The organism is Thermoanaerobacter brockii subsp. finnii Ako-1 (genome assembly GCF_000175295.2).
In the GTDB taxonomy this organism is placed as follows: domain Bacteria; phylum Bacillota; class Thermoanaerobacteria; order Thermoanaerobacterales; family Thermoanaerobacteraceae; genus Thermoanaerobacter; species Thermoanaerobacter pseudethanolicus.
Map to the genome: position 1 here is coordinate 1,785,175 of NC_014964.1, position 14,073 is coordinate 1,799,247.

Here is a 14,073-nt window from a genome sequence, read left to right on the forward strand (position 1 = left end):
CCTCCTTTGTTCAACTTTCACTATATATTTCGGAAGGAAATATAAATTTTTAGAGAGTAGCAGTAAAAAATTTTTTTATTTCATTGAAAGAGAAATTCTATTTCTCTCAATATCAACACTTAAAACTCTAACTTTTACAATGTCTCCCACTGAAACCACATCAAGAGGATGTTTTATGTAATTTTGAGACATCTCAGAAATGTGAACAAGCCCATCAGTGTGAACACCTATATCTACAAAGCAGCCAAAATCAGTGACATTCCTAACTGTTCCCATAAGTTCCATGCCTGGTTTTAGCTCATTTATAGTCATTACATCAGACCTTAAAATGGGCTTGGGTAAGTCTTCTCTTGGGTCTCTTCCAGGTTTTTTAAGCTCTGAAACTATGTCATAAAGTGTAGGAAGTCCTATATCGTATTCCTCTGAAATCTTCTCTAATCCGTATTCTTCTAAAGAATTAGCAAAGTCTTTTAACTTTTTTCTATCTAGTTTTTCTTTCTCATATCTAAATTTTCTCAAAAGCTTTTCTAAGGTTTCGTAACGCTCTGGGTGAACTGCTGTTGAGTCAAAGATATTGTCACCGTCCAAAATTCTCAAAAAACCCGCACATTGTGTAAAAGTAGTATCTCCTAATCTTTTTACATTTTTAAGCTGCTCCCTATTTGTAAACTTGCCTATTTGGTTTCGATATTCAACAATATTCTTGGCAATAGCAGCATTTATCCCTGAAACGTATTTTAAAAGAGATACTGATGCAGTGTTTAAATCAACACCTACGCTGTTTACACAATCTTCTACAACACCGTTTAAAGCATCTCCCAGTTTTTTCTGGTCTACATCGTGTTGATACTGTCCTACCCCGATGGACTTTGGATCAATTTTTACAAGCTCTGCCAATGGGTCTTGAAGCCTTCGCGCCAGTGAGATAGCTCCTCTTAAACTTACGTTTATATCAGGAAATTCCTCTGTACCTATTTGAGAAGCAGAATAGACTGATGCCCCTGCTTCATTCACTATCACATACTTTACCTCTCTTGAAAGTTCTTTTATAAGCTCTGCTATAAACATTTCACTCTCTCTTGAAGCAGTTCCATTTCCCAAAGCAATTAAAGTGACATTGTATTTTTCTATTAGCTCTTTTAAAACCTTTTTAGAATTTTCAAAATCATTTTGAGGAGGAGTAGGATATACTGTAGCAGTGTCCAAAAGTTTTCCCGTTTCATCTACAACAGCAATTTTACATCCTGTCCTATAGGCTGGGTCAAATCCCATGACAACATGTCCTTTTATTGGGGGTTGAAGTAAAAGGCTTTTTAGATTTTCTTTAAAAACTATTATTGCCTTTTCTTCTGCTTTTTCCGTAAGAGTATTCCTTATTTCCCTCTCTATTGAAGGAGCAATAAGCCTTTTATAGGAATCTTCAATTGCTTTCTTGTAATACTCTGCAAATATTGAAGCTTTATTTACTTTTGATTCTATAAGCCTATTTATTATCCTTTCACTATCTATCTCAATTTTTACAGATATGTATTTTTCCCTTTCTGCCCTATTTATCGCCAGTATTCTATGAGGCGGTATTGTCTTTACAGCTTCTTTATAGTCATAATACATCTCATAGGGAGACCTTTCTTGTTTTAACGCTTGTGTCACTATAATTCCGTTATTCCATGTAAAACTTCTTATGTATTTTCTTATATCAGCGTCATCAGATATATCCTCTGCAATTATATCCATTGCTCCTTGGTATGCTTCTTCAACTGTTGGAACATTTTCATTAAGATAAGGCTTTGCGTATTCCTTTACATCCCCATCTATTACTTCATTTGAAGAAATAACCTTTGCAAGAGGCTCCAAGCCTTTTTCTTTCGCAATGGTCGCCCTTGTCCTTCTTTTTGGCCTAAAAGGCCTGTATATGTCCTCCACCTCTTGTAAAGTTGTAGCATTTTCTATTTTTGCTTTTATCTCCTCTGTCAGTTTTCCCTGTTCATCAATTAACCTTATAGTATCCTGTTTCTTCTCTTCAAGGTTTCTCAAATATGTAAGTCGGTCATAAAAATTTCTTAAAACCTCATCTGACAAGCTTCCTGTTGCTTCTTTCCTGTACCTTGCAATAAAAGGAATTGTATTCCCTTCATCAATAAGCTTTATTGTATTTTCCACTTGAAAGTCTTTTAATCCAAATTCTTTCTTTAATATATCTTTTATCCTATTCATGACTTACTCCTTTCTCTTAGGAAATACATAGATTAAATTTAAAGGGATACCTTTTTAAGATATCCCTTGTGATTTTTGCTTTAGATAAGCGTTTATAAATCCATCTATTTCCCCATCCATCACTGCCTGAACATTTCCCACTTCATAATTTGTCCTGTGGTCTTTAACAAGGGTATAAGGCTGGAAGACATACGACCTTATTTGGTTGCCCCATGCCGCCTCTCTGTGCTCTCCTTTTAAGTCTTCGATTTTTTCTTTCTTCTCTTTCATCATGAGGTCCAAAAGTTTAGCTTTAAGCATTTTCATGGCAGTTTCTCTGTTTTGAATCTGAGACCTTTCACTTTGACAGGAAACCACTATGCCTGTTGGAAGGTGAGTAATCCTTACAGCAGACTCCGTCTTATTTACATACTGTCCTCCCGCACCCGAAGCCCTATAAGTGTCAATTTTTAAATCCTCAGGCCTTATTTCCACTTCAATATCATTTTCTAATTCAGGAAGTACTTCCACAAGTGCAAATGAAGTATGCCTTCTACCTGCCGCATCAAAAGGAGATATCCTCACAAGGCGGTGAACACCCGCCTCTGATTTAAGATATCCATAGGCAAAAGGCCCTTTTATCATAAGAGTGACACTTTTTATTCCTGCTTCTTCTCCTTGCAAATAGTCAAGGGTTTCTACTTCAAAACCTTTGTCATTAGCCCATCTTGTATACATGCGAAGTAACATCTCCGCCCAGTCTTGAGCCTCTGTACCACCTGAGCCTGCATGAATAGAAAGTATGGCATTGTTTTTATCATAGGGGCCATTTAATAGGGTTTTTATCTTTAAATCCTCTAACTTTTTCTTGAGCTCTTTGTATTCCTTGTCTACTTCATCAGTTATCGACTCATCCCCTTCTTCTAAACCCAATTCAATAAGTGTACTTAAGTCTTCCCATTTTGACACAAGAGAATTGTACTCTTCTAAAAGTTCTTTTAAGGCTTTTTGTTTTTTAGCTAATTCCTGTGACTTTTTTATATCGCTCCAAAAAGCAGGATCAGACATCTTTTTGTCTATTTCTTCTATTTCTCTTTTGACACTTTCTATGTCAAAGAGAAACCCCCATTTCTTTTACTTCTTCAATCATGTTTGAAACTTCTGCTTTGTAGTCTTGCAACAAACCGCATCTCTCCTTTTTAGTATTTTATATTGGCACCACAACATTTTTTATATTTTTTACCACTGCCACAAGGACATGGGTCATTTCTGCCAACTTTTTTGCCTTTAACAACTGGCTGTTTTTTCTCTTCTGCATCTACATTAGTGGAAATAGGTTTCGCCACCTGTTCTCTTTGAATCATATTGTCTTTATTAATTTGAATGTGATACAAGAATTTAACAGTATCCTCTTGTATGCTTTGTATCAAGTCTTCAAACATATCAAAAGCTATTTTTTTGTACTCAATAAGAGGGTCCACTTGTCCATAAGCTCTTAAGCCTATGCCTTGACGCAATTGGTCCATTTCGTCTATGTGGTCCATCCACTTAGTATCTACAACTCTTAAAAGAACTATTCTTTCGATTTCCCTCATTTGCTCTGGACCAATTTCTGCCTCTTTTTTCTCATACTGTCTTACTGCCTCTTCATATATTATGTCAGTTAAAACCTCTTTGTCAAGCCTATCTATATCAACATCAATAACCACGCTGTCTTTTTCAAGGAACATGTCGTAAAGATGGTCTAAAAGCCCTTTTATATCCCATTCCTCAGGATACTTACTTCCTGCAGTATATATCTCAACATTTCTCTCTATTATACTTTTTACCATCTCAAGAATAGACTCTTTTAAGTTTTCACCTTCAAGTACCTTTCTCCTTTGGGCATATATTATCTCTCTTTGTTTGTTCATTACATCGTCATACTGCAAAACGTGTTTTCTAGTGTCAAAGTTTATACCCTCTACCTTTTTCTGGGCCTGCTCTATTTGTTTTGTCAAAATCTTATGCTCTATGGGCTGGTCATCATCAATTCCCAGACTGTCCATCATGTTCTTTACTCTTTCTGAGCCAAAAAGTCTCATAAGGTCGTCTTCTAAAGATATATAAAATCTTGATTCTCCTGGGTCACCTTGACGGCCTGCACGTCCTCTCAACTGATTGTCTATTCTCCTAGCTTCGTGCCTTTCAGTACCTATAATGTAAAGCCCACCCAGCTTTACAACCTCATCGTGTTCTTTTTCAGTCTCTTTTTTCGCCTCTTCAAGAAGCTCAAAATATCTCTCGCGGGCTTTTTTAACTTCCTCGCCTGAAACAGGGCCATATCCTGCAGCTTCGTTAATAATTTCTTTTGAGTAGCCCTCCTCATGCATCTTTTTCTTAGCTATAAATTCAGGATTACCTCCTAAAAGGATATCAGTACCACGGCCTGCCATGTTTGTAGCAATTGTAACTGCTCCTTTTCTTCCTGCCTGTGCTATTATCTCTGCTTCTTTTTCATGGTACTTTGCATTTAATACTTGATGAGGTATCCCTCTTTTCTTTAACATGGCGCTTAATTTTTCAGATTTTTCAATAGAAATTGTACCAACTAGAACAGGCTGACCTTTTTTATGATGTTCTACAATGTCCTCAACAACAGCTTTAAACTTGGCTTCTTCTGTTTTGTATATCACATCAGGATGGTCTATTCTTATCATCGGCTTATTAGTCGGTATTACTACAACATCTAATCCATAAATAGCCCTAAATTCTTGCTCTTCTGTTTGAGCTGTACCTGTCATACCAGCTAATTTTTTATACATTCTAAAGTAATTCTGGAAAGTTATAGTAGCTAAAGTTTTGCTTTCTCTTTCTACCTTAACTCCTTCCTTTGCCTCAATAGCCTGATGGAGGCCTTCACTGTACCTTCTCCCAAACATAAGCCTTCCTGTAAATTCGTCCACTATGATGACTTGACCATCTTTTACCACATAGTCTATATCTCTTTTCATTATGGCGTGAGCTTTCAATGCCTGGTTAATGTGATGAGAAATTTCCATATTTTCAATATCAGCAAGATTTTTAATTCCAAAAAATTTTTCTGCTTTAACTATCCCTTTTTCAGTCAAACTTACAGCCTTTGCTTTTTCATCAACTACATAGTCTTCATCTTTTCTTAAAGTCCTCACAAATCTGTCAGCTAATTTATACATATCTGTGGATTTTTCGGCTATGCCTGATATGATAAGAGGAGTCCTTGCCTCGTCTATCAGTATGCTATCTACCTCGTCTACTATAGCATAATTAAGTTCTCTTTGCACCATGTCTTCTTTGTATATAACCATGTTGTCTCTTAAGTAATCAAAACCAAATTCATTGTTGGTTCCATAAGTTATATCTGCGGCATAGGCCTTTTTTCTTTCTTCAGGGTCCATATCATGCAATATTACGCCCACGCTTAGACCTAAAAATTCGTATATCTTGCCCATCCAATCGCGGTCTCTTTTTGCCAAGTAATCATTGACAGTTACAATGTGAACTCCCTTGCCTTCTAAAGCATTAAGATATGCAGGTAATGTCGCGACAAGGGTTTTACCTTCACCAGTTTTCATCTCAGCGATGCGCCCTTGGTGAAGAACAATGCCGCCTATCACCTGCACTCTAAAATGTTTCATTTTAAGAGTTCTCCAAGCGGCCTCTCTTACCACCGCAAAAGCCTCGGGAAGTATATCATCAAGAGTTTCACCATTTTTCAATCTATTTTTAAATTCATCTGTTTTCGCCCTAAGCTCTGCATCCGTAAGTCTTGCCATTTGATCTTCATATGACAAAACCTTATCGGCAATTGGTTCCAATCTCTTAACTTCTCTTTCACTGTAGCTGCCAAATATTTTTTCAACTAAGCCTAACATTTTTATCACCTTCTAAGGTATTGTTAATCAACTATATATTATATCACTATGAAATCTCAATGACAATAAAAAACAGTTTTTTTAAAGAATATTTTACACTCTCTTCATACAATTTTCACAAAAAAGAACGCCTCAAAATGATGCATTCTCTGTCTTAGACAAAGTTCCTTTTTATTGGCATTTTGCATCGTTCGCTCCAGGTGACATCACAGACTAAACTAAAGCTCGACCTCTGACTCAGGCGGGGTTCCGGGCACATTCGACATCCCTGTCTCAGGTGCCCGCCTCCGCCCTCCTTGGCTTCGGCCCCGCCTTCGTCTGTCGGTCTCCTTAAGTTTCCCGGCACTCAAATAAACATGTTATATAATCACAAAGCAAAGTAATAGCAAGTTTATTTGAGTGCCGGGCTGTCAAGTCGCTTCACTTATGCAAAATGCCAATACATCATAAAGAGTTTGTCTACAGACTGAGAACATCTCAAAATGAGACGTTTCCTTTTTAAAAGGTTAATTTTTTATGTCCACAGCTTTAAACTTCAAAATAGGATTTAATGCGTAAAATAGTGCCAATGCAATTGCAGAATCTATTGTGTGGTGGATCATTGTCCCTACTCCTACAACCACAAAAGACTTGTAAAAATCAAATCCAAAAGGCATCACCACAATTGCTTCTAAAACAGCATGTATTGGAAGTGTAACAGCTAACGCCACGGGAAAAGAATATCCTCTTTGTATCATTTTAGCTCCAACATAGCCAAACACTGCGTGAACCGCTGCTCTTGCTGCTATTATAGGTCCCAATTTTATTAAAAATCCTATCGCAGATACAACACCCACAAATACCGCTGTTGCAGGACTTATAAGCATTGCCAGCATTACAGGTACATGGGATGCCAGTGTGGCTGAGAAAGGCGGAATAACTATCCCTAAAACTCCTCCAAAAGCCAAAGGTATAATAAGGGATAGTGCTGCTAAAAGCCCTCCAATAGTAATTTCTCTTGTCTTCACGTTAAAACCCCCATTTTTTACTTTTCACAATTATAGTATACACAGATGTATATACACCTGTCAATAATAAAATAACCACTTTTTAAAAATGGTTCTATAATAAATGTTGGGGTGGGGAAAAAGAAATCTATAAAAAGAGAGCACTTATTCTGAATGCCTGCTATAATAGAAGTGGTTAAAATAACCCAACAAAAGGAGGCATCAGAATAAGTGCAAGGTAATTATATCACAAATTTCTTAAAATCTGAAGATACAATTTTGGAAGGTGTTGTAGAGAATGACAACAGGATAGAGCTTCATATTAAGATGAAACAGAAACCACATATTTGTCCAAGGTGCGGGGAAATAACATCTAAGATTCATGATTATAGAGTACAAAGAATAAAAGATGTACCGCTATTCGGGAAACCAACAGTGATAGTACTAAAAAAGAGGAGATACGTTTGTAAACACTGTGGCAAGAAATTCTATGAACATGTAGACTATTTACCACGTTACCATAGAATGACCAACAGATTATCTATTTACATACTACAACAACTAAAAAAACAACAAAGCATGAAAGATATATCTGAAGTTACAGGGGTATCAATTACGACTGTGATGAGACTTTTAGACACAATAGGAGTAGAACCTGATTATAAAACATTACCGGAAATTATCAGTATAGACGAATTCAAAGGGAACTCTGGAGGCAGGAAATATCATTGCATTATTGTAGACCCAAAAGAAAGAAAAATATTAGATATTTTAAAAGACAGAAAACAAGAGAATCTAAGTGAATATTTCAAAAGATTTAAAGACAGGAATAAAGTAAAGTGGGTTATTATAGACATGTGGAGGCCTTTTTCAGATACAGTAAAAACATATTTCAAAGGAGCTAAAATAGCAATAGACAAATTTCATTTTACAAGATACATATATTGGGCGATAGAAAATGTAAGAAAGAGAATACAAAAAGAGCTACCAGACAATAAAAGAAAATATTTCAAAAGAAGCCGTAAGCTTCTTCTTGCAAAATATGATACTTTAACAACAGAACAAAAAGAAGAATTGGAAGTAATGTTCTGGTACAGCGACGACTTAAGAATAGCATACCTTTTAAAAGAAGAATTTAATGATAAAGTATTAAAATGCAAAAATTCAAAGGAAGCAAAAATAGAATTAAAAAGATGGATACAGTTAGCTAAAGAAAGCAAAATTGATGAATTTAAAAGATGTGTGCAAGTATTTAACCGTTGGTTTGAAGAAATAACAAATGCCTTTGATATACCATATACTAATTCTGTAACAGAAGGTTACAATAATAAAATTAAGGTGCTAAAAAGGCTTGCATATGGCTATAGAAATTTTCATCGATTTAGAAAGAGAATATTATATTGTAATGCTTAATGTTCTAACTTAATACTATTTTTAGTGATAAAGGATATTCAAGGATATTATAGAGCTTTGATGAAAAGGCATAGATAAATATCCACCCATACTTCTAGCTATATCTCTTATCACAACTAACAATTTACAAATATTACCATATTATGTGATAAGATTTATAGGTGGGCATTCAGAAAAAATACCCACCCCAACTATTGACAAAGAGCCTTAAAAATTTTTAAAGTGGTTAAGTCCTTATTCTATTAAAAAGCCTTTTTCCTTTAAGACCTTTTGTATTCTATCTAGTACCTCTTTATTTTCCCCTTCAACAGTGTGAAGATGCACTCCATCCGTCAGAGAAGACAAAAGGGTCGCTTTTCCTTCTTTTACAAACTCCATGAATTTACTTACATCATACCTTGAAGAAAGCATTAAAAGCCCTTTTATCTCCCCATAGAAGGGATGCTCTACAATTACATCTAGCACTTTTCCGCCATTGTCAACTATTAAATTTAACTCCTCCTCTGTCCTGTCATATCCGTGTTTGACAGCAAAAACCCTTTTTACAGTGTTTTCTTTTACAATGTCTATTATATAACCTTGAGGGGTAGACAATATTTTAATCCCTTTAGCCCTTAAAATAGCTATATCTTGCACAATAATTTGCCTTGTCACTCCAAAACTTTTAGCAAGGTCAGAGCCGGATATAGGCTCTTTAGCATTCTTTAAAATTTCAACTATTTTGTTCCTTCGCTCTTGTGCCGTCATGATTTTTCACCTTTTTAAGCATTGCATTTGTAACAAGTAAAAATGTGCCTGTCGCCATTATAAAATCTCCTATGCTAAAGGTTTTTGGCAATGGATAAGGTTTCGGCAACACTAAGACATCTGCTAAAAATTTTAACCGTGTAGAACTTGTCAAAACCTGATGTGTAGCAATTTTATTTGCCTGAAGGTCAGGAATGAGATTATTAAGTCCCGCTACCTTTAAAGCATCAACAGAGACAGGCATCCTTCCTCCGTTGACAAATATAACGATAAAATTTAAAAGCACTCCAATGCTTATTATTCTAAAATACCTGTTATCTTTATTGTACCACAGTCCTATGAAAAGCAAAAGATAAACAAAAAAGTGGATATAAGACCGGTATTCCATAATGACGTGAAACTTATTAGCAAGGTTTAACATACCAAACTCCAAAACAAAAGCAGCTATAAAAAGGCTGGGTTTTTTTATGTCAATATCAGCAATTCCGCTGATTTTTCCTCTTCTTAAAGTTCCGTAAATTAGAGAAGCACTAAGTGAATCAAATATCATGCTTAAACTCCTCCCTATTCTTTTCAAAAGCTTTTTTAAAGGCGTTTATTATTTTAGGGCTAAACTGCGTCCTTTCATGTTCTAAAATTATTTTATAAGCTTCCTCTTGTGAAAAAGCCTTTCGGTAGGGCCTGTCTGAAACTAAAGCATCGAAAACGTCTGCGAGGGAAAGTATCTGCGCTTCCAATGGTATTTCGTCACCTTTTATGCCATCGGGATATCCACTTCCATCGTACCACTCGTGATGGTATTTCACCCATAGAGAGGCCTCCTTTAAAGCCGGAACATCTCTTAAAATTTCATAGCCTTTTTGGGGATGTTCTTTTATTATGCTTAATTCTTCATCAGTTAACTTCCCTGGCTTATTTAAAACCTCTTCTTTTACTCCAATCTTTCCTATGTCATGTAAAAGGGCTGCAATCCTCACCATTTCAGTTTGAGACTCACTTAACCCAAATTCTCTACAGAGCAAAGCCGCAATTTTTTCAACGTTTTTTGAATGACCCGCTGTATATTTATCCTTTGCATCAAGAGCCTTTACAAGCACATTTATTGTGTCGTAATAAGACTGCTTTGAGTCCATGTAAAGCTTAAACATATAGCGTATCATTAATAGAGGTATAAAAAGTAAAATGAAACTTATATACCCTATTCTTATAAAAGCTTCTGACATAATTATACCCAAAAAGGCAAGAAAAAGAAAGTTTGGAATCATCCATTTAAAATCTTTTGTTAATATATATTTAAAAGACTTATTTAATAAAAGAGATAATAATATTGCTACAATAAAAGTGTTTAATAGGTAATATACTATTGCTGCTAACACTGCAGACAAAAGATATCGAGGATATATGTAAGTAGCCGGAATACCCCCAGTATATTCATATGCTAAACCACCAATACCAACACTTAAAGCTAGTTGAGAAGCATTAAATAAAACTTTATAATAAGGTAAATTAAATATATGTACTCTCCTACCATCTGGATATTTGGGGAAGCGAAAGGTCATGCCTAATGAGGCAATTAAAGCTCCCTGATAAGGCCCGAAAATAAGAATAGCCATTAAATCAATAGCAAAAGCAACAGATACCGCAAGTTCTTTTGTTACATATATTGGCATTGATTCAGCTAAAGCAGCAAAAAAAACGAATAGAATTATATCTACAATTCTATTTATAGGAATGTTTAATATAGAATAAATAATAAAAGATAACCCTAAAGCTATTATTATAGAAATGTATATTTTTACTCTTTTGTTAAGCATAATAGACCTCCTATTTTCAATCTAAAAAACACCTCAAACCGCTTAAACCCACGAAACATTTGCACCTCCTGCTAATGCGAGTGCCATTAAAACTAACAATATTTTTATAAGTGTCGTTTTGTTCATCCTGAAACCCTCCTTTGCTGTGATAACTCTTCTGCCCTTAGGCTTCAGGTAACGCTACGCTAAGCAACTTTTAAGCGGTTTGGGTGTTAAAAAACTAACGGGACGTAATTGACATTACACGCCTGTTGACGGCGTCTAATGTGGCTTTTACCACAGCCTCCCCTTCATCTTTTTTTATAAGACAAGACCCGGTAAGGAGTTCCTCCTGGTTATTTGTTACATGAGTAACCCCTACAACTATTATCCTGTTTTTTGCTATATTAAATATATCGACATCTTCCAATAAAAATAAATGGTTTTTGGGAATCAATTTAGAAATAGAGTCCAGTGTAGCATTGGCAATTATTTTATATTTATTACTTGCAGTATTAGGTCCTTCAGCATATCCTTCAAAAACCTCATCGCCTCTTGTGAGGATAACTCTTGCTTCACTGGTAAGTCCATTATTTATAAATGAATAGCTTGAAAAAACAAGCCTCTGTTCTCCTTGGAGATTTTCTCCAGTATCAATTTGCGCTACACTGACAATCTTGTGATTTATATCAATTCCAAACTGCGCCATTATGACAGATTGCACATCTCTTGCAATCTGCTTTGCATTCCTTGTACTGTCAGCCAACACGTGAATTTCTGTTATTTCACCATTCTCTACAACTACCCTACTGGATAGTACTCCTTGAATTTTATTTATATACCCTTCCATCGAATTTACTGTATCTTTTGTTATTTCACCCATTATCTTCACACCCTATTAAAATTTGTCCACACTAAAAATATATTCTATACAAAATTTAAAATTCCTTCTTTTTAGACAAAAAAATTGGGGATAGAGCCTATCCCCAATTTTTTTGTTTCTTATGCAGTTTTATTCTAAAGGCTCTATTAAGCCATATTTCCCGTCTTTTCTTTTGTATACGACATTTATAGTGTCAGTGTCGGCATTTGTAAATACAAAGAAGTTATGTCCCAAAAGGTTCATCTGAAGAATCGCTTCCTCAGGTGACATAGGCTTTATGGGGAACCTCTTTGTTTTAACTATTTCAAAGGAACCCTCTTCCTCTTCTCCCTTAGCTTCTTCATAAGCAGGTGGAATTTCAAACCTTATTGACTCATTAGAACCAAATCTATTTTTAAGCTTTGCCTTGTGTTTGAGTATTTGTTTTTCTATTTTGTCTACAACCCTATCAATTGACACATACATGTCATCGCTGACTTCTTCAGCTCTAAATATAATACCCTTAAAAGGTATTGTGATTTCCGCAATGTGATTGTTTTTCTGGACACTTAAAACAGTCCTAACTTCAGTATCTTCTGGAAAGTATTTGCTTAACTTGCTCACATTTTTTATAACCGCATCCCTTAGTCCATCTGTAACTGCCATGCCATTTTTACCGCTTACTGTGATATTCATAGTATCAAACCCCTCTCATTATCCTTCTATTTAATATAATTCTACATAAAAAACAATATTCCTGCAATATGTGGAAACAAAAAACACTCCTTTTGGAGTGCCTTTACAAAATCTTACTTATAAATTCTTTTGTCCTTTCATTTTTTGTATTGTAGAAAATATCTTCTGGCGTCCCTTCTTCAATTATCATTCCATCGTCCATAAAAATGACTCTATCCCCTACTTCCCTCGCAAACCCCATCTCATGAGTGACAACTACCATAGTCATCCCTTCATTTGCCAGGCCTTTCATGACGTTTAAAACTTCTTTTACCATTTCAGGGTCAAGGGCTGATGTGGGCTCATCAAAAAGCATAATATCTGGCTGCATAGCTAATGCCCTTGCGATTGCAAGTCTCTGCTTTTGACCGCCTGATAGCTTAATAGGGTACTCGTCCTTTTTGTCTAAAAGACCTACTTTTTCAAGTAAGCCCAAAGCTATATCTTCAGCAGTTTTTTTGTCCATCTTCTTCACTTTAATAGGAGCTAACGTTACATTTTCAAGAGCCGTCAAGTGAGGAAATAAATTAAAGTGCTGAAAAACCATCCCTACTTTTTGCCTTATCTTATTGATGTTTACTTTTTTGTCGTTTATTTTGATCCCTTCAATATAGATTTCTCCTTTAGTAGGCACCTCTAAAAGGTTTATACACCTTAAAAGGGTACTTTTCCCTGAACCGCTTGGTCCTATTATTACAACAACTTCTCCTTTATTTACATTTAAACTTACACCTTTTAATACTTCTAAATCCCCAAAGGTTTTATACACCTCATTAACGCGTATCACCAGCCCTAAGCCTCCTTTCAAAGATTCCAAGGAGTCTTGAAAAGATGAAGGTCATTATAAAATATATAGCTGCAATGATGATGTAAGGCTCGAAATACTTATAAGTAATGCTTTGTATAATATCTGCTTGCCTTGTAAGGTCTGCAAAACCTATTACTGATATAATAGCTGATTCTTTGAGCATCACGATAAATTCATTTCCCAAAGCAGGAAGGATATTTTTTATTGCCTGAGGAATTATAACGTACCTCATCGCCATAGCATGAGTCATGCCAAGAGAGCGAGCTGCTTCGTTTTGACCAGGGTCTACCGCTTGTATACCTGCCCTTATAATCTCTGCAACATAGGCAGCGCTATTTATGGCAAGAGCAGAAACGCCTGCTGTAAAAGCGGGTATATCTATTCCAAATTGCATAAGGCCATTGTATATCAATAAAAGTTGTACCAAAAGAGGAGTACCTCTTATAATTTCAACATAGCTTGCGCCTATAAAGCTTATAGGTTTTATAGAAGACATTTTAATAAGAGCAACAATCAGACCTAATATAACTCCTATAGTCACTGCTAAAAAGGTGAGTTTTAAAGTCATGAGAAGGCCGCTTACAAATAAATGACTGTATTTTAGCATGCTCAAAAAATTTATACTCATAAAAATCTTCCTTTC

The 14,073-nt window shown here is 35.5% G+C and carries 12 protein-coding genes; 1 reads left to right on the forward strand and 11 read right to left on the reverse strand.

Annotation, left to right across the window (positions count from 1 at the left end):
- Positions 1 to 75: 75 nt before the first annotated feature.
- The 4 genes from THEBR_RS08920 to THEBR_RS08935 all read right to left on the reverse strand — a co-directional run bounded on the left by THEBR_RS08920 (position 76) and on the right by THEBR_RS08935 (position 7,093).
- Complete coding sequence (locus tag THEBR_RS08920; protein ID WP_012269579.1) at positions 76 to 2,214, reverse strand: Tex family protein; 2,139 nt, start codon at positions 2,212 to 2,214, stop codon at positions 76 to 78.
- A gap of 54 nt (positions 2,215 to 2,268) precedes the next feature.
- A protein-coding gene (gene prfB / locus THEBR_RS08925; RefSeq protein WP_013570834.1) for a peptide chain release factor 2 occupies positions 2,269 to 3,376 on the reverse strand; the annotation gives its coding sequence in 2 pieces (ribosomal slippage) (positions 2,269 to 3,306 and positions 3,308 to 3,376; 1,107 coding nt in all).
- 16 nt (positions 3,377 to 3,392) lie between these two features.
- Positions 3,393 to 6,086: a preprotein translocase subunit SecA gene (gene secA / locus THEBR_RS08930; RefSeq protein WP_012269581.1), complete on the reverse strand. Its 2,694-nt coding sequence runs from the start codon at positions 6,084 to 6,086 to the stop codon at positions 3,393 to 3,395.
- 506 nt (positions 6,087 to 6,592) lie between these two features.
- Positions 6,593 to 7,093 (reverse strand): hypothetical protein, encoded by a 501-nt coding sequence (locus tag THEBR_RS08935; RefSeq protein ID WP_012269582.1) that lies wholly within the window; start codon positions 7,091 to 7,093, stop codon positions 6,593 to 6,595.
- Between the two features lie 210 nt (positions 7,094 to 7,303).
- Here THEBR_RS08935 and THEBR_RS08940 point away from each other — a divergent pair, with 210 nt between their 5' ends.
- The gene (locus THEBR_RS08940; protein ID WP_012269583.1) at positions 7,304 to 8,485 is read left to right on the forward strand and encodes an ISL3 family transposase; all 1,182 of its coding nucleotides are present in this window, start codon (positions 7,304 to 7,306) and stop codon (positions 8,483 to 8,485) included.
- Between the two features lie 234 nt (positions 8,486 to 8,719).
- On the opposite strand, the gene THEBR_RS08945 is transcribed toward THEBR_RS08940, so the two are convergent.
- The 7 genes from THEBR_RS08945 to THEBR_RS08975 form a co-directional block, all read right to left on the reverse strand.
- On the reverse strand, positions 8,720 to 9,232 hold the full coding sequence (locus THEBR_RS08945) for a transcription repressor NadR (protein WP_004400832.1): 513 nt from the start codon (positions 9,230 to 9,232) through the stop codon (positions 8,720 to 8,722).
- A complete protein-coding gene (locus THEBR_RS08950; protein ID WP_012269584.1) occupies positions 9,198 to 9,782 on the reverse strand; it encodes a DUF5317 domain-containing protein in 585 nt (194 codons plus the stop codon). Before THEBR_RS08950 ends, THEBR_RS08945 begins: the two co-directional genes overlap by 35 nt.
- Entirely contained in the window at positions 9,772 to 11,046 is a 1,275-nt protein-coding gene (locus THEBR_RS08955) for an HD-GYP domain-containing protein (protein ID WP_012269585.1), read from the reverse strand. Before THEBR_RS08955 ends, THEBR_RS08950 begins: the two co-directional genes overlap by 11 nt.
- A gap of 220 nt (positions 11,047 to 11,266) precedes the next feature.
- Positions 11,267 to 11,908 carry a hypothetical protein gene (locus tag THEBR_RS08960; RefSeq protein ID WP_012269586.1) on the reverse strand — a complete coding sequence of 214 codons (642 nt, stop codon included), beginning with the start codon at positions 11,906 to 11,908 and terminating at the stop codon, positions 11,267 to 11,269.
- Positions 11,909 to 12,037: 129 nt separating this feature from the next.
- Positions 12,038 to 12,583: a ribosome hibernation-promoting factor, HPF/YfiA family gene (hpf, locus tag THEBR_RS08965; protein ID WP_012269587.1), complete on the reverse strand. Its 546-nt coding sequence runs from the start codon at positions 12,581 to 12,583 to the stop codon at positions 12,038 to 12,040.
- 103 nt (positions 12,584 to 12,686) lie between these two features.
- Positions 12,687 to 13,409 (reverse strand): amino acid ABC transporter ATP-binding protein, encoded by a 723-nt coding sequence (locus THEBR_RS08970; protein WP_003866866.1) that lies wholly within the window; start codon positions 13,407 to 13,409, stop codon positions 12,687 to 12,689.
- Positions 13,396 to 14,058, reverse strand: a complete 663-nt coding sequence (locus tag THEBR_RS08975; protein ID WP_012269588.1) for an amino acid ABC transporter permease — start codon at positions 14,056 to 14,058, stop codon at positions 13,396 to 13,398. Before THEBR_RS08975 ends, THEBR_RS08970 begins: the two co-directional genes overlap by 14 nt.
- Positions 14,059 to 14,073: the final 15 nt, after the last annotated feature.

Excerpts from the sequence above, each read along its gene's own strand:
- THEBR_RS08920 (WP_012269579.1), bottom strand. The coding sequence starts at position 2,214 with ATGAATAGGATAAAAGATATATTAAAGAAAGAATTTGGATTAAAAGAC.
- secA (WP_012269581.1), bottom strand. The coding sequence starts at position 6,086 with ATGTTAGGCTTAGTTGAAAAAATATTTGGCAGCTACAGTGAAAGAGAA.
- THEBR_RS08945 (WP_004400832.1), bottom strand. The coding sequence starts at position 9,232 with ATGACGGCACAAGAGCGAAGGAACAAAATAGTTGAAATTTTAAAGAAT.
- THEBR_RS08950 (WP_012269584.1), bottom strand. The coding sequence starts at position 9,782 with ATGATATTTGATTCACTTAGTGCTTCTCTAATTTACGGAACTTTAAGA.
- THEBR_RS08955 (WP_012269585.1), bottom strand. The coding sequence starts at position 11,046 with ATGCTTAACAAAAGAGTAAAAATATACATTTCTATAATAATAGCTTTA.
- THEBR_RS08960 (WP_012269586.1), bottom strand. The coding sequence starts at position 11,908 with ATGGGTGAAATAACAAAAGATACAGTAAATTCGATGGAAGGGTATATA.
- hpf (WP_012269587.1), bottom strand. The coding sequence starts at position 12,583 with ATGAATATCACAGTAAGCGGTAAAAATGGCATGGCAGTTACAGATGGA.
- THEBR_RS08975 (WP_012269588.1), bottom strand. The coding sequence starts at position 14,058 with ATGAGTATAAATTTTTTGAGCATGCTAAAATACAGTCATTTATTTGTA.